The sequence below is a fragment of the Methanosarcina flavescens genome, from assembly GCF_001304615.2.
GTDB lineage: Archaea > Halobacteriota > Methanosarcinia > Methanosarcinales > Methanosarcinaceae > Methanosarcina > Methanosarcina flavescens.
The window spans coordinates 2,076,253-2,092,645 of record NZ_CP032683.1 but is presented as its reverse complement, the minus strand read 5'-3'; the positions used below and the strand labels follow the sequence as shown (position 1 = coordinate 2,092,645).

The 16,393-nt window shown below is 41.4% G+C and carries 14 protein-coding genes and 2 tRNA genes; 13 read left to right on the top strand and 3 right to left on the bottom strand.

Going from position 1 to position 16,393, the window contains the following annotated elements:
* Positions 1 to 396: 396 nt before the first annotated feature.
* The 9 genes from AOB57_RS09240 (at position 397) to AOB57_RS09200 (ending at position 8,154) form a co-directional block, all read left to right on the top strand.
* On the top strand, positions 397 to 1,593 hold the full coding sequence (locus AOB57_RS09240; protein ID WP_054298325.1) for a methionine adenosyltransferase: 1,197 nt from the start codon (positions 397 to 399) through the stop codon (positions 1,591 to 1,593).
* Positions 1,594 to 1,939: 346 nt separating this feature from the next.
* Positions 1,940 to 2,055: transfer RNA gene (locus AOB57_RS09235), tRNA-Tyr, on the top strand.
* A gap of 112 nt (positions 2,056 to 2,167) precedes the next feature.
* Positions 2,168 to 2,240, top strand: a tRNA-Asp gene (locus AOB57_RS09230).
* Positions 2,241 to 2,491: 251 nt separating this feature from the next.
* A complete protein-coding gene (locus AOB57_RS09225; RefSeq protein WP_054298376.1) occupies positions 2,492 to 3,151 on the top strand; it encodes a hypothetical protein in 660 nt (219 codons plus the stop codon).
* Between the two features lie 11 nt (positions 3,152 to 3,162).
* Positions 3,163 to 4,332 carry a M24 family metallopeptidase gene (locus tag AOB57_RS09220; protein ID WP_054298326.1) on the top strand — a complete coding sequence of 390 codons (1,170 nt, stop codon included), beginning with the start codon at positions 3,163 to 3,165 and terminating at the stop codon, positions 4,330 to 4,332.
* Positions 4,333 to 4,606: 274 nt separating this feature from the next.
* Entirely contained in the window at positions 4,607 to 5,497 is an 891-nt protein-coding gene (gene map / locus AOB57_RS09215) for a type II methionyl aminopeptidase (RefSeq protein WP_054298327.1), read from the top strand.
* Positions 5,498 to 5,673: 176 nt separating this feature from the next.
* Positions 5,674 to 6,468, top strand: coding sequence for a hypothetical protein (locus AOB57_RS09210; RefSeq protein ID WP_167829588.1), 795 nt, complete (start codon positions 5,674 to 5,676; stop codon positions 6,466 to 6,468).
* Positions 6,469 to 6,495: 27 nt separating this feature from the next.
* Positions 6,496 to 6,783 (top strand): YunC family protein, encoded by a 288-nt coding sequence (locus AOB57_RS09205; protein WP_054298329.1) that lies wholly within the window; start codon positions 6,496 to 6,498, stop codon positions 6,781 to 6,783.
* A 288-nt stretch (positions 6,784 to 7,071) separates the two neighbouring features.
* Positions 7,072 to 8,154: a TRM11 family SAM-dependent methyltransferase gene (locus tag AOB57_RS09200; protein WP_054298330.1), complete on the top strand. Its 1,083-nt coding sequence runs from the start codon at positions 7,072 to 7,074 to the stop codon at positions 8,152 to 8,154.
* Positions 8,155 to 8,327: 173 nt separating this feature from the next.
* Here AOB57_RS09200 and truA read toward each other — a convergent pair whose 3' ends face one another.
* Positions 8,328 to 9,137, bottom strand: coding sequence for a tRNA pseudouridine(38-40) synthase TruA (gene truA, locus AOB57_RS09195; RefSeq protein ID WP_054298331.1), 810 nt, complete (start codon positions 9,135 to 9,137; stop codon positions 8,328 to 8,330).
* 8 nt (positions 9,138 to 9,145) lie between these two features.
* Entirely contained in the window at positions 9,146 to 10,066 is a 921-nt protein-coding gene (locus AOB57_RS09190; protein WP_054298332.1) for an ArsR/SmtB family transcription factor, read from the bottom strand.
* Positions 10,067 to 10,255: 189 nt separating this feature from the next.
* On the opposite strand from AOB57_RS09190, the gene AOB57_RS09185 reads away from it, so the two are divergent.
* The 4 genes from AOB57_RS09185 to AOB57_RS09170 all read left to right on the top strand — a co-directional run bounded on the left by AOB57_RS09185 (position 10,256) and on the right by AOB57_RS09170 (position 14,945).
* Complete coding sequence (locus AOB57_RS09185; protein WP_054298333.1) at positions 10,256 to 11,326, top strand: formate--phosphoribosylaminoimidazolecarboxamide ligase; 1,071 nt, start codon at positions 10,256 to 10,258, stop codon at positions 11,324 to 11,326.
* A 382-nt stretch (positions 11,327 to 11,708) separates the two neighbouring features.
* Complete coding sequence (locus AOB57_RS09180) at positions 11,709 to 13,040, top strand: ATP-binding protein (protein ID WP_054298334.1); 1,332 nt, start codon at positions 11,709 to 11,711, stop codon at positions 13,038 to 13,040.
* A gap of 194 nt (positions 13,041 to 13,234) precedes the next feature.
* On the top strand, positions 13,235 to 13,744 hold the full coding sequence (locus AOB57_RS09175; RefSeq protein ID WP_054298377.1) for a 3-isopropylmalate dehydratase small subunit: 510 nt from the start codon (positions 13,235 to 13,237) through the stop codon (positions 13,742 to 13,744).
* Between the two features lie 73 nt (positions 13,745 to 13,817).
* On the top strand, positions 13,818 to 14,945 hold the full coding sequence (locus AOB57_RS09170) for an isocitrate/isopropylmalate dehydrogenase family protein (protein WP_054298335.1): 1,128 nt from the start codon (positions 13,818 to 13,820) through the stop codon (positions 14,943 to 14,945).
* Between the two features lie 61 nt (positions 14,946 to 15,006).
* Here AOB57_RS09170 and AOB57_RS09165 read toward each other — a convergent pair whose 3' ends face one another.
* On the bottom strand, positions 15,007 to 16,188 hold the full coding sequence (locus tag AOB57_RS09165; RefSeq protein ID WP_054298336.1) for a hypothetical protein: 1,182 nt from the start codon (positions 16,186 to 16,188) through the stop codon (positions 15,007 to 15,009).
* Positions 16,189 to 16,393 lie beyond the last annotated feature (205 nt).

The window sequence follows — 16,393 nt, the reverse complement described above, 5'->3', positions numbered from 1 at the left end:
CAGTATAATATAGACTTCACGGTAATATCAAATGGAAGTTTTCCATTGAGAAAGGCAGATTCATAGATAAAAAGCCTGTTCATTGTTAATTAATTCAAAGAGCAAAACTGGTAACTTTTAACTTGAAAAATAAAAAAGTAGTTTTAGGGGATATATTACTTTCAGTAATTAGAATATGGGAAAAATTATATAGTCCTAGTAATTTAATAGAAGCTAGCTTTCGAGTCATATATAATATTATATATAATATTATTAGTTTCATAACAGAGTAGGAATCAATTTAAACAGAGTGCTGATATAGCATACTGATGACATAACTGACCGAAAAATAGTAAACCAATGACATCGACTTTTACCTAATAAAACTATTACCGATTTTGAAAAAAGAGGATTCAAATGGCCCGAAATATTAAAGTGGAGGAGCTCTTCCAGACCCCGATTGAGAAGCAGCGGATAGAGCTTGTAGAACGCAAAGGGATAGGGCATCCTGACAGCATATCGGACGGACTGGCTGAAGCCGTGAGCCGCGCACTATGCAGAGAATATATAGATAAATGTGGAGCTGTACTTCACCATAACACCGACGAAACCCAAATTGTAGCCGGGAGGTCTAGCCCCAGGTTCGGGGGCGGAGAAATCCTGCAGCCAATATACATACTGCTTGTGGGCAGGGCAACAAAGGAATTCGAAGGGATCGAGCTTGCTACCGAGTCTGTCGCCCTTCAAGCTGCCAGAAGATATCTTAAGAATACCCTTGCAAACATGGATCTCGAAAGAGATGTTATCATGGACTGCAAACTCGGGACAGGGTCATCAGACCTCAGGGACGTCTTCAAAAGGGACAGAGTTCCAGTTGCGAATGACACCTCGTTCGGGGTCGGACATGCTCCGTTTTCTGAGCTTGAAAATATCGTATACAATACCGAAAGACAACTGCTCACAGACCTTAAATCACGCATGCCTGCAATCGGAGAAGATACGAAAGTTATGGGGCTCAGGGATGGAGAGGATATAACCCTTACAATTTGCAGCGGCATGATCGGGAGATACATTGACGACCTGGATAGCTATATAAGCATGACCCAGGAGATGAAAACATATGTAGAGGAACTCGCAACTAGGTATACTGAGCGTGATGTAAAGGTTTTTATTAATACCGGAGATAATCTGAAAACGAAATGTATCTTCCTCACAGTTACAGGTACCTCAGCTGAAATGGGAGATGACGGTTCTGTCGGACGCGGAAACCGCTGTAACGGGCTGATCACACCAAACAGGCCTATGAGCATGGAAGCAACTAGCGGGAAGAACCCTATTAACCATATAGGTAAGATCTACAACCTCCTCTCTACCCAGATGGCCAATGATATTGTAAAGCATGTTCCGGAAGTCCAGGATGTTCATATCAGGCTACTTTCCCAGATAGGAAAACCAATTGACCAGCCGCTTGTTGCAAGCGCACAGATCATCCCGAAGGAAGGCACTTCTTTTGCTAAGGTCAAAGCCGAAGCCGAAGTTGTCATGGATGACTGGCTTTCCAATGTGACAAAGATTACCGAAATGGTAATTAAAGGAGAACTGAGCACTTTCTAAGTAAAGCATATGCTACCGAGAAGAACCTTCAGGTTCTTCTCATAAATTCTCGTTATAACTGTTTTTGACCTTAGTTTACTCCAGTAAGGAATCATTTATTTTTAACGAGAAGTTGTTTGGTTTTAAAGAGAAACTCCTATTTTTTAATGCTAAACGTTGGTATTTGATAAAAATACTTATTCTGGCGGGAAACCATTTTTTAGAGTCGAGGGTTATGGCATTAGTTCACTTATAGAAATTGTACAAAATTGAGGCTATAGCCCTCACCTAGCGAAAAACATATATATCATCATCATATATGAAATGGTGCACTCTAGCAGTGCAGCACTGGATCAACATACATTGTCCCGCCTTAACTCAGTGGTAGAGTGCGCGGCTGTAGTTCGGCTCGTGCGGGTAAATTTACCCGTACATCTCCGCGCAGGCACCGCGATGTCCCCGGTTCGAGTCTGGGAGGCGGGACCTGAAACATTTACCAGAATAGAAAGACTTCGACGGGAACATTTATATATTAAAAAAGCATTTAAGATTTGCTCGCAACGTGGGCAAAAACAGTAGCAAAAGAAACCAAAATGTCCGGATAGTGTAGAGGCCTATCATGGAGCCCTGTCGAGGCTCCGACCCGGGTTCGAATCCCGGTCCGGGCGTTTTTTTTTCGCTTTGCCAACTCTTTATATATTTTTATAAATCTATTTAAAATTACTAATTTTAAAATTAAGTATTAAAATATCCCTGACATAATCATCCTTCCAACTCATTCAGTCGAATTCAGGTCAAAGTCAAAGTTATGCTTCTAAACTTATTGTTTTTCCGTTGAGATCAATAAATTCATAATTCTGCAGCGGCAAGGATTAACTATATTTTGCAAGCAAAGAAAGTAAAAGTGAGAGAATGCAGGATGAGAATTAAAGTTGCTACTTCTGACAGTTCCAAGGAAAAATTAAACCGTATACGTGAAAGGTTAGAAGCCACCCGAGAAAAAATGGAGGTGGAAGCTCTCGCTTTTATTGAAGCTACCAAACAGTTTGTCTCTGAGTGGATTCAAAGAGAAATTGAAATGGCTGTGTGCTCTCCTGAGAGCTCAGCTTTTCCTGAGAATATAAGATTCGATAGCGGGAAACCCGACAAATCAAAATTAGGTCCGAACGAGCTGTCCCTCAAAGTTTCAGATATTGTGGAAACACATCTCAACCGCGACAATTACTGGATTCATAGAAAAGCACTTTTTCAGCCGGACATATCCAGAGACTATGTTGAGTTTAAAAAGGAAAAGATCCAAAAGGAGCTAACCTCGAGCGTTCGGATAATAATTGGTTGCACCACCGAAGTTTTCTGGGAACTGGAAGAAGGGGAACCTGAGCAGAAAGGATGGGTAAAAGAGAGGGGAAAAAGAAAGTATGTATGTTTTCTCAGGTTATCGGATGAAATGACAGCTTCCCTTGACCGCTATTTAAAGTTGTGTGAGGAGTTTTTTATTCTGAATCATGAAATGAAGCAGGAAATGTTAAAGATAGAAGGAAAAAACCCTGACGACAAGACCTTTATGCACAGAAGCTAGAAATACCTTGCATGACAGAGCCAGAATTCAGCATAAAAAATGCCCTTGAAGAAGCAGGAACTGATGCGTATCTTATGACAGGGAACTTTCATAATTCCGATATTTACTACGTGACCCATTTCCTGGCTTCCGACGATTTCACGTACCTGCAAACAGAATCAGGTGAAGAGATACTTTTTATCTCGGATATGGAAAAAGGAAGAGCAGAAATCGAATCGAGAGTTTCGGTAATAAAAACTTTGCAGGATCTGGGCTATCGGGAGAAGATGAAGGAAAAGAAAGATTCTTCTATTGCTTATGCAGCCTGTATATCTGAACTGCTTGCAGGAGAAGGAATTAAGAAAGTTGCAGTACCTTACGATTTTCCGATATTCTACGCAAATTCCCTGGCTGAAGCAGGTTTTACCATAGTGCCTATAAAAAGCCCATTCAGAAAAATGAGGAGCTTGAAAAAACCGGAAGAGGTTGAAGCCATAAAGTATACCCAGATGGCCGGAGAAAAGGCTATGGAAGCTGCAATAGTCCTGATAGCAGGAGCAGAAGAGAGAGAAGGTTTACTCTATCACCAAGGTGAGGTGCTGACAGGGGTTAAAGTGCTCTCAGTCATAGATCATACCCTGCTTGATTACGGATGTGAAGCCGAAGAAACCATTGTCTCGTGCGGCAAGGATACGGCAAACCCGCACGGTAATACAGACGGTCCGTTGAAAGCAAATGCCCCGATTATCCTTGATATTTTCCCTCGAAGCAAGAAAAAACGCTATTTTGCAGATATGACCCGTACAGTTTTGTATGGAGAAGCCTCAGAAGAACTCAAAAAAATGTACGAAACCGTGCTTGCAGCACAGAAGAAAGCGTTTGGGATGGTCAAACCGGGAGTGAAGGCAGCCGATGTGCATAATGCCATCTGCGACCTCTTTGAAGAGCATGGTTACGATACATACAGAAGCGGATCAAAAGCCGGGTTTATCCACTCGACAGGACATGGGGTTGGGCTCGATATACATGAGCTTCCATCAGTAGGAGAAAACGAGGCTCTACTTGAGGCAGGCAATGTAATTACTATCGAACCTGGGTTGTATTATCCTGAAATCGGAGGAATACGACTCGAAGATATGGTTCTGGTTACTGAGAATGGATGTCAGAATCTTACAGGGCTGGAAAAGAGATTTGTATTATAACAAATTTACAATTTAAAGAGTATTATATTTTGCTTATATTCCATTTATATCCGTTTGAGAATATTGAACCAGCTCAAACAGGACCATTTATAAGGTCTCAGTAAGGTTCAGTAAGGTTGCAATAATTTCAGTGATCCAAGTACTTCCTGTACGTTCTAATAAGGTTGTAATAAGATCACTTAATAATTCCAATAATTTCAGTAAAATCAGTAAAATTCAGTAAAATCCAGTAAATCCAGTAAAATTCCAATAAATTATCCTATAAGGGGTTAATATGACCGATAATGTGCACAATAGACAAGAGATTCTTGAGAAATACAGGGAAGCAGGCAGGATCCTGAAAATTGTCAGGGATGAAGCCGTAGAAATGATCAGGGTAGGAAACGCTCTGCTGCAAGTTGCGGAATTTGTTGAAAACCGGACTATAGAGCTTGGGGGCAGGCCTGCTTTTCCCTGTAATATCTCAAGAAATCAGGAGGCTGCACATGCGACCCCTAAGGCAGGAGATACCGATATTTTTGGAAAAGATATGGTCAAACTGGACCTAGGAGTCCATGTTGACGGGTATATTGCAGACTCGGCTGTAACTGTCGACCTATCAGGAAATTCCGATATCTTAAAAGCTGCAGAGGATGCTCTTGCCGCAGCTATCGACCTTGCAAAGCCAGGGGTTACAACAGGAGAACTCGGGGCTGCAATCGAGGAAAGTATTCGCAGTTATAACCTGAACCCGATAACGAACCTGACAGGTCACGGGCTTTCCCAGTATGAGGCTCACGACGAGCCTGCTGTACCTAACCGGCGTGTGGAAGGAGGAACAGTTTTAAAAGAAGGAGACGTGCTTGCAATTGAGCCCTTTGCAACGAATGGAGCAGGCTCTGTCCATGACGGAAACTGGGCTGAGATATACAGCCTGGTAAGAAAAAAGCCGGTCCGTATGCCCGCAGTCAGGAATGTCCTGAAACAGGCTGAAGAATACAGGGAATTACCTTTTGCAAAGCGCTGGCTTGAATCTGATAGACTGGAATTCGCCTTGATCCAGCTTGAAAGGGCAGGAATCCTTCACTCCTATCCCGTGCTTCTTGAGAGCGCAGGTGGGCTTGTAGCCCAGGCTGAACATACTATAATAATAACCCAGGATGGCTGCGAAGTCACAACAAAGTAAAACCCTAAAGATAAAAAGTAAAATTGAAGATAAAATAAAATTGAAGATAAAATAAAATAGAATCTGAAAGTAAAGAAAAAATGGGATAAAAAGAAAAAATTTATAAAAATGAGAAAGAAGAGAAAGGATATAAAGGTTAAAAAGTAAAAGACTAAAGAAGAGATGAGTTGAAAGCCTTGAAAGCATATATTCTTTCTCTAACCACTTTTCTGTTAATATCTTCCTTTATATCAGCTTTTCTGGCAGAACCCTGTGCTGCTGCTTTTGTACTCGGTAATAACATCACACTGGAAAGGAATGGAATGACCTGGGAATACCATGAACAAATTACAGGCAATAAAGCCATCCTTTTCAGAAATTTCATAGACATGCAAGCTGGAGATAATGATAACTTTGTCAATGCATGGGAAATCCAGAAAGCAGAAAATATTCTCAGAAATCGGACAAAAGAGGCATTAAAAACCAAACCTAGTGTGAAACTTAACGATAGTTCAGAACTGGTTAAAGTTACAGATGTTGATTTCTGGCTTTCAGAAGAAGCTCTGGGCAAAGTTGAAAAAAACTCGTCAATTACTAATTCTGCCCTTGTAAGTTATATTTTCGAGAAAGAGGTAGGGAAGGGCACACGCATCTGGTTTATGGGCACTCCAAACTCCAGTGTTACAATCACTTTGCCTGCGGGTCTCAAAGTAGAAAGGACCGAGGGGCTGGATAACAAAAGTCAGGATTTCGAAAATAACCATACAGTGCTTAAAGGCAACTTCAGCCCACAAAAGAATATAACCCTCTGGGTTTCGGATGAAAGCTCTAAAGCCATATTAGAGGACAGAAAAGGAAGCGCAGAGCAAAGTATAGGAAAAGAGGACAGTAAAAATAAGACCGGAGCTGCTGGAGAAACCATAAAACCCTGGAAACTCTTTGGATCTTTCAAAGACAGCTTTGCGCGGTCTTGTTCAAGTCCAAAAAGTTAATCTGGCTTGAAATTTATTCTGAAAATTATGCTTATCGAACAAATTCGGCTTGATAATGGGTGCGCTCTTGGCCTCAGCTTTGAGATGCAAAAATATCCTCTTCTGGTTATAAGGGCAGAAAAAGGCTTCCTGATGTGCGGATACCTGAATATAGATGCTGCAGAGACACTTGGGGACACGGCAGCGAAAGTAAAAGGCGTACAGAGTTTTGAAGATATGCTTAAAGCCGAGGTCGTTGAAGTAACCCGGTTTGCCAGAGAACTTGGTGTAGAACCCGGAATGACTGGCAGAGAAGCTCTGGAGAGAATGTTTTAAGGAAAATATGTTTTAAGGAAAATATGTTTTAAGAAAGATTGCTTTTGACTCAACTCATTCAGGTAGAGTTTCAAGAGCTACTACTTCATTTCACAGAATATATTCTAAACGTAAATATTTGTACTGTTTTAGTACTTTCAAAAATCTTGAAACTTATTATAATTCACTTTATTGCAATTACTTTTAATAACTACCTTCACATTTCACGCAGGGCATTTACATTTATGCCATCACTGCATGTTGCTAATGCTATTCGAATTATAATTATCAACATATTCCGGATCACCAATGTTATACGCTTTTGAACTCTCTGGAGAACATGAAGAACTGCCTGCTGCCGAAGTTTTAGCTTGCCTTAAAACTGAGGGGCTTGATTTCAGGCTCCATACTATGGTTGACCAGTGCCTGGTGGTGGAGATAACCGGCGAAGAGAAGAATGTGGAAAAAATCCTTATAGGCCCGATAACCGACAGGCTGGCAATGACCCACCATATCCTGAAAGTTGTAGGAGTTACTGAAAATACTCCGGACGCAATCCTGAAACTTGCAGAAGCCTTTGATTCGTCAGACTATATAAAAGAGGGACAGAGCTTTGTGGTCAGAGCGAAGCGAATCAAACATCATGTGGATTTTCCGGGAGAGTTTCTGGAACAGAAGATCGGAGGATGCATTTACAGGAAAGGCTTCAGGGCAAACCTGAAAAATCCTGATGTGGAATTCAGGGTAATTCTGAGTGAAAAGGCTGTGCTCGGAACCCTTCTGTCCTCTATCGATAGGAGTGCCTATGAAGCCAGAACTCCCCAAAATAAACCTTTTTTCCATCCTGGTGTGCTTATGCCGAGGGTCGCACGTGCCCTCATAAACCTGTCAGGAATAAAGCCCGGTGAACTTATACTGGATCCCTTTTGCGGCACTGCAGGGATTCTTGTTGAAGCAGGGTTTGTGGGAGCAAGGGTTATAGGAATCGATGCCCAGGAAAAACTGGTTATGGGTGCCCGTATGAACCTTGAAGCCTTCAAGCTGGATTACGCCCTGATGAAAGGAGATGCCTGCAGGATGCCGCTTAAAGAAGCCACAATAGATGCGGTTGTTACAGACCCTCCATACGGCAGATCGGCAGCAATCCTTGCCGAATCTCTGGAAGGGCTTTATTCCTGCGCCCTTGAAGAAATCGAGCGTGTTCTTAAGCCTGGAGGCATTGCAGTTGTAGTCTCGGATAAACCTGCATCGGAATATGGGAAAAAAGCAGGGCTTAAAGTTCTTAATATCTATGCCCAGAGAGTTCACAGAAGCCTTACCCGAACAATAACTATTTTTAAGAAAGACAATTTTCAGAAAGAATTGAAGAATGAAAATAAGAACCGAGAGTGAAAACGAGAAGTGAGAATAAATGATTAAAGTAAAAAACAGGAATTACGCACTTGAAATACAAAATCAAGCACATTAGGCATTACAGTCTAATTCGTTTTAAAAATGTTGAAGGTTAAAAGCATATCGATTTATCGATCCAACCGCGCAAATCCTAAAAAATTTAAAATAGAAATTTACTCGTGAGAGTTCAGTTCTTCCAGTACTTCTGCCATAACCCTGTGCCGGAGGATATGCTTCTGGTTCAGATTGCTTGCTCTTCTGATAGAATAATTGTCTTCAATCCATCCCATTTTCTCATCATAGTTCACTTTTAGAAGAGTCAATCCATAGGCAGGAGCCGGTTCAATCCCTTCTTCATAAATATCCGGATTAAGCATCTGGAGAAGCCAGTCGTTGTCACGTACCCCCTTTCCTATCATGGAAAGGGCGGTTACGATTTTCCGGACCATATTCCAGAGAAAACTATTTCCAACAACATCAATCTTTGTAAGATCTCCGTCTACGCGGACATTGATTCTTTCTATGGTTCGAATTGTACTTTTTTCTCCGTTGGTTCGAGAAAAATTTTCAAAATCATGAGTGCCCAGCAGCAATTTCGAAGCTTCCCGAATTCTGGAAATATCGTACTCTTTCCCAGCCATCACATATCGGTAATGTCTGGAAACCGCATCTCTCCTGGCATCAAAGCTCCGAGGTACTTCCGCGTGAGCCCAGGCCCAGATTGCCGGAGGGAGCTCGGAATTTATGATCCTTGGAATTGCCAGACCCGGCTTGTCCGTATCAAAAGCAACAACCTGTTCAAGGGCATGAACCCCGGCATCAGTCCTGCCAGCGCAGGTGTAATTTGCAGATTTAGGGCTTTCTATAATCCCGAGATTCCGGAGAGCCTTGAAGAGTTCTCCCTCTATGGTCTCGACGTTGGGCTGGATCTGGGAGCCGTGAAACTCGGTGCCTATGTATGCAAGTTTTAAAGCGACTCTCATAAGAATCTCTACCTGGCTTTCTTCTTATAATAGACTTCTCTTACAATCAGCACGACTACTATAAAAAGACATCCAAAAAGGAACCAGATTCCTGGGTGAAGAGAAAGCGCGTCATAAAGCCCGTGAATCCCGCCTGCGTGAGTTAACCCTTCAGGCAGGATAGAGGGAATTCCCTGGACAGAATCCGAGCCATCTGGCATGGATACGGGAACTTCAGCAACTTCCTGAATTGGGCTGGTTTCCAGTCCGGAAGAGATATTTCCTGTTCCAGATTCCAGAGCCCTTGAACTTGCATTCAAGGCTCCGTTTTCGGAGATTTGCTGGTCGAGAGCTATATTAGGGCTTATATTGCTACTTTCATTTACTTCCATAGCTGTGTGATTCAGAGAAGGTTCATCGGGTATTTCCATTGTCCCCATTATCAGAGGTGCAGTCGCATCAATGACCCTCTTTGCCTGCATATACGCTGAAAAATATTCTATCCCTGCAGCTGCAAAAAAGGCAGCTCCTACTACCCCGATGTACTTTTGAAGCAGGCTTATTATAGAGAGCCTGTCAATAGGGCTTTTCGAAGGGACGAGCACAATCAGTTTTTCCACTGATTCATATATCTTTATTTGTCGTCCTTTCTTACTCCATTTTATTTGTTTTACTTTTATAAGACCGGATTCAACAAGAGAGTCAAGATTATACTTGACAGTAGTAAGGGGAAGCTTCAATTCCTCTGCAATACTGGTTGCAGACATGCTTTCTTTCCCGAGTAACTCTAGGATTTTTAATGATGTTTCATTGGAAAGAACTTGAGTTATTTTTCTAGATTCCCCATTTACTGGGAGAACAAGTATCCTGCCTCCCTGCTCAACCGTATCTAACCCCTGTGGGGGTTTCCTCGCATCCGTTAAATCGTTTTGATTTTCAAACCCGTCCATAATTACTTCCTTGATTAAAAACTTGCCTATTTTTTAATCAGTACATACTCTAGTTTACGTGAATCTTAATATAAACTTTTATTTTGTATATAATTATACATGCGCCACTATGTTTATATATAGAATCCAGACCTTAAACTTAAATATAACATTGTATATTCTAATCTAAATTTTCCGCTGGTACCAATCATGATCACAAAACAGCAGGTTCTGGAATTTCTGAAAAATTACGATTTAGAAAACATTACAATTGCGACAGTCTGTTCTCACTCAAGCCTTCAAATCTTTGATGGAGCTCGAAAAGAAGGCTTCAGAACTCTGGGAATCTGCGTTGGCAAACCTCCCAAGTTTTATGAAGCTTTTCCCAAAGCAAAACCTGATGAGTACCTTATTGTCGATAGCTATGCCGATATAATGAATAAGGCTGAGGAGCTCAGAGAGAAAAACACTATTATTATTCCACATGGCTCATTTGTCGCTTATCTTGGCACGGAAAATTTTGCAGAGCTGACTGTGCCTACTTTCGGAAACCGGGCTGTGCTCGAATGGGAGTCGGATAGGAACAAAGAGCGGGAGTGGCTACTTGGAGCAGGTATCCACATGCCCGGGAAAATTGACGACCCTCGCGATATCAATGGACCTGTAATGGTTAAGTATGACGGAGCAAAGGGCGGAAAAGGTTTCTTCGTCGCAAAAACTTATGAGGAATTCAATGAACTCGTAGACCGATCCCAGAAATATACAATTCAGGAATTCATTACTGGAACCCGTTATTACCTGCATTATTTCTACTCACCTATCAAAAACGATGGATACACTTTAAGCAAGGGCAGCCTTGAACTGCTTAGCATGGACCGCAGGGTAGAATCCAATGCCGATGAGATCTTCAGGCTGGGCTCGCCCAAAGAGCTCATAGAAGCAGGCATTCGCCCGACATACGTGGTCACAGGAAACGTACCCCTTGTAGCAAGAGAGTCCTTACTGCCCCTTATCTTCTCTCTCGGAGAACGGGTAGTTGAAGAATCCCTGGATCTTTTTGGAGGGATGATAGGAGCTTTCTGCCTTGAGACGGTCTTTACAGATGAACTTGAGATTAAGGTCTTTGAGATCTCGGCCAGAATTGTTGCAGGAACAAACCTTTACATTTCAGGCTCACCTTATTCGGATCTGATGGAAGAAAACCTCTCAACTGGAAGGAGAATCGCTCGGGAAATCAAAGTAGCTGCCCAGACCAACCAGCTGGATCAGATAATATCCTGAACACAAGAGTTTTTCACAAACCTTCTCAAAAACCTTTTGAGAATAGGCTTTATCGCAAGCCTTTTCAAAAAAGGCTTGAGCGAAAACCTTTTGAGAAGGTTTTATCGAAAACGGCGTGACGGCGTGGTCAAGCGGCACAATGCTTGGTGATAAACACAAACTTTTTAAGAAAAAGTTTGATCAAAAACAGCATTTTCGGTCAAGCCTTTTTTGAAAAGGGTTGTAGCGCAACGGTTTCGGTCAAGCCTTTTCGTAAAAGGGTTGCAGCGCAATGGTTTCAGTTCAATGGTTTTTAACCAGGCTTTAAGGATTCAAAAGTTTAGTTTTATTTTATTGCTTGTAAATAAATTATTTTAAATAGTTTTCAGTCCGATACTATCAGATGCAGAAAGTCGAAAACAAACAACCCAGACCTGCTTTTGGGGGAAAGGTTACCAGGACTTTGCATGTGCTTGGAAATGAAGAAAATCCTAGAAAAGGTTTACTCTCCATTGGAAATTACATGGCACTGGATCATTCCAGAGGGGCTGCCGTTTATCTCGATGCCTTGAAGCCTCATGCTGTTTTGATCTGCGGTAAAAGAGGGTATGGGAAATCCTACACTATGGGCTGCTTACTTGAAGAACTTTCTCTTCTTGAGCCGGATATTAAGAAAAGGCTTGCGTCCTTTGTTATTGATACCATGGGAATTTTCTGGACAATGAACTACCCAAATACGTTTGAAGCTCCGACGCTGAAAAGCTGGAACCTTGCTCCAGTTGGGTTTGAGGCTGAGATTTTTGTGCCTGAGGGGATGGTTGAGGCTTACAGGAAACGGAATATCAATGTAAAGCCCTTTTCCATTCCGATGAGAGAACTTTCAGGAAACCAGTGGTGCAGGATTTTTAATATAGAGGAGGTTTCTCCCCCTGGAATTCTTCTGGTAAGGGCAATCGAATCTCTCAGAGAAAGAGGGGATACATACTCTTTTGAGGAAATCCTCAGCGAGATAGCCAGGGACACACGCTCGGATGAGGCTTCGAAAGGGGCTGTAGAGAATTACTTCAGGGCAGTGAATTCCTGGGGGCTCTTCTCAAAAGAAGGGATATCTCTGACAGAACTCATATCAGGCGGGAGAACAACTATTCTTGATGTGAATACACTTGAAAATGAAAACGTCTGTGCAGCAACAGTGTCAATTCTTGCGGGTAAGCTGTATGAAGCAAGACTTGAGGCAAGAAGGGTCTACGAAAAGAAGCTCATGGGGGAGAAATTCTTTGAGGAAGAATTTCCCATGGTCTGGCTCTTTATAGATGAGGCTCATATTTTCGTACCTGCAAAGACTGAAGGGCTTGCCTCGAGAGTACTTATTAACCGCTGTCTCAGGCAGGGCAGGCAGCCTGGACTCTCCCTGGTTCTGGCAACGCAGAGACCTGCAAGCCTGCATCCTGATGTCGTTTCCCAGAGTGATCTTCTTATCTGCCACAGACTCACGGCAAGTGATGATATTCTGGCTCTTGAGGCGTCGCGTCCTCTTTATATGCAGGAAAGCATTCAGGCTTACCTTAAGAAGATGGGGAGCGAAAGAGGGGCTGCCCTGATTGTGGATGACCATTCCGAGTCAGTTCATCTTGTACGCATCCGCCCGAGGTTAAGCTGGCACGGAGGAGGAGAACCGAATGCTCTTGAGCCTTATGATGAGGAAGAAAGCAGTGAAAATTCAAACCAGCCATAAAGATACTAGTTTCTGCAGGTTTTTCGGGAAACTCAGGAGTGAAAGGATGAAAAGTGTTAACCAACTTTTATATAATGTCAGAAAATAATTTAAATATTACTTGTGATACTTCAACCCTGTGAATACAGCTAAGTGCAGGCTGTAAGAATTCTAATAATAGCAGCATTTAATTGCAGCAAAAGATCGGTGATGATATGAAAGGAAGAGCCTGGAAGTTCGGAGATGACGTGGATACCGATGCAGTAATTCCTGGAAGGTACCTGATTTACAATACCCCTGAAGAGCTTGCAAAGTACACGTTTGAAGGCGTACGCCCCGAATTTGCAAAAAACGTACACGAAAATGATATCGTGGTCGCAGGAAGCAATTTTGGTTGCGGCTCGTCACGCGAACACGCACCCCTTGCCCTGAAAGGAGCAAAGGTAGCCTGTGTAATTGCAAAATCTTTTGCAAGGATATTTTTCAGGAATGCAATAAATATTGGGGTCCCTGTCCTAGAATGCCCTGACACTGACAGAATCGATGACGGAGACGAACTTGAAGTAGATCTTGCGACAGGAGTCATTGTAAACAAAACAAAAGGTGAGACTTACCAGGCGACCCCTCTCCCTGATTTCGTGCGCGAAATCGTAGATGAAGGAGGACTTATAGAATATGCCAGGAAGCTGGTCTCTGAGCGCTCAGAAACAGAAAATTTGTCCTGAGATACACCTGTCCGCGCTTGACAACTCGCAGTAAAATGGCAGTTTTACCTGAAAATTTTAAAGGAGTATAAGTATGACGCAGTATAAGATTCCGGTTCTCCCGGGAGACGGTATAGGCCCAGAAATTATCGCCGAAGGCAGAAAAGTTATAGATGCCGCTGGTGAAAGATTCGGTTTTGATGTGGAATGGATTGAATACCCGCATGGGGCAGATCACTACCTTGAAACGGGTGAACTGATTTCGGAAGAGACCTTAAAGGAATTATCCGGATACCCTGCCATTTACCTTGGTTCCATCGGAGACCCTAGGATTGCCCCTGGAATTCTTGAGAAGGGAATCTTATTAGCTGCACGCTTCTACTTTGACCAGTACATTAACCTCCGCCCCATAAAACTCCTTGATGGAGTCTGGACACCTATCAAGGATAAAACTTCAAAAGATATCGACTTCGTGGTTGTCAGGGAAAACACCGAAGACTTCTACATAGGAATTGGCGGCAGGGCAAAAAAAGGAGAGAGCAAAGATCTCCTTGAAGTCAGGCGAACACTCTATTCCGCAAAATTCGGGCTTGATATCGAGACAGATAGCGAAGAAATAGGATACCAGATAGGTATGATCTCCAAAGAAGGCACGAGAAGAGTTATCGAGTACGCCTTCGACCTTGCTGGAAACCGTAAAAAACATGTTTCGTCCGTTGACAAGGCAAACGTACTTTCCGACATTTACGGCTTCTGGAGAGAGGAGTTCAATAAGGTTTCCGCAAAATATCCCGATTTTACCACGGATTTCAACTTTGTTGACGCCATAACCATGTGGTTTGTGAAAAATCCGGAATGGTTTGATGTGGTCGTAACCCCTAATATGTTCGGAGATATCATTACAGACCTTGGAGCCATGATCCAGGGCGGCCTCGGGCTTGCTCCCGGCGGAAATATCAACCCGACAGGCACAAGCATGTTTGAGCCTATTCACGGTTCAGCCCCGAAATATAAGGGCCAGAATAAAGTCAACCCGATTGCCACAATCTGGGCAGGTGCCATGCTCATAGAACAACTTGGAGAGAAAGAAGCTTCAGATATGATAGTAAGCGCAATCCAGAAAAATATCCTGGACGGCAAAGTTAAAACCTACGACATGGGCGGCAGGAGTGGCACCTCGGATGTCGGGGATGACATTGCAAGAATAATAAAGGGAGAATAACTGGATAGAGCTTTCTATCCATTTAATCCAATTTTTGAAAACATAACTGTAAAAACTTATCTTATTTTAGAAGTTTTGCTTTTCTATCTTTCTCAGATATCACATCTCTGTAACTATCCTGAATACTGCTTGTAGATTTACTTAAGGTACTATCTTTTTCCGAATAGAGATTTATTTTTTCTGCTGAAGAAGGGATGAGATTGTAGGAATTATTAAAAAGGGAAAAAATCACGAAAATAAAAAAAATTGAAATAAATGGGAAAAGTTTAAAGATTATTTCGATTATTAAATCGGAGCCTATTATTGTAAAGATTCCCATAATATAAATTAAAATAATCAACATCCGAGCAAATTGATATCGTTTTATACTGTTATTTATTTTTATATAAGGGTTGAATTCGTCACGAATACGATCAACTGCAGAGTTAAATTCAGTATATTTATTTGGGTTAAAATCAAGATTACTTTGATTCAATTGAAACCATTTTTGATAATAGTTTTTTATTTCTATTGCATCCCTGTTAATTATTTCGTTTTGTTTATTATAATAGTCAATCAATGAGAAAATAACCGTTCCACCAATACCTAGCGTAAATAAAATACCAGAGAATGATAACTTATTCCCAGAAATTACATCCAATGGTTTACTCTCATAAAACAGAGTTGTATTAATTGTACTATTAACTGCACCTGATAACAAAATATTGGGATTTAATCCTTTATCTAACTGTAAATATTGATCCAAAAGGAGAAGAAGGAGCATTACAAAGATCAAAGATGACAAACAGTAGAGTAAGTAGAATGCAAGCTTAAGATATTTTTGACATAAAACTAAAAGAAAATCCATCCAATTTTGGAGAGATATTTCTTTGAGGAGTTTACGATTGTATATCCTTTTTGAATACACGTAAATATCAGGTAAGAATAAAAAAAATCCGGCTAAGAAATAAGAAATTATTTTGCCAACATATTCTTTTAGAATAAATGGGCAGATGCCTGCCACTAAAAAAGAGATTGAATATAACATCCTTCCAATTTTTGAATTAAATATCGCAAGCTCCATATTTGTTTTACTGTATAAAATCTTAAAGAGATCACTTAAAGCTTGATTGTCATCAATTAATTCGTCTCTCGTTAGCGATTGGTATAATTTTTTAAAAGGTCTTTTTACCTCAAGTTTATAGAATATGATCGTTGCAATTGAAAAAATTAGAATGGAAATGTGTAAAATATTAAAGTACATAATTAACAACCACGAAAAGTTTTTAAAAGTAATTATAGCTTAAATTAAAATACTTTTGCCGAGGAATTTATTCCAAAAGTCTCTAAACTGAAAATCTGGTTTTATAGGAAACTCATTTAAATCAGTATTCGGAGGCTGTGGCTGAGCAAATAAATACAGATCATACAATTTTCCAATTAATGTAGATTTGTTATTTCACAGCACT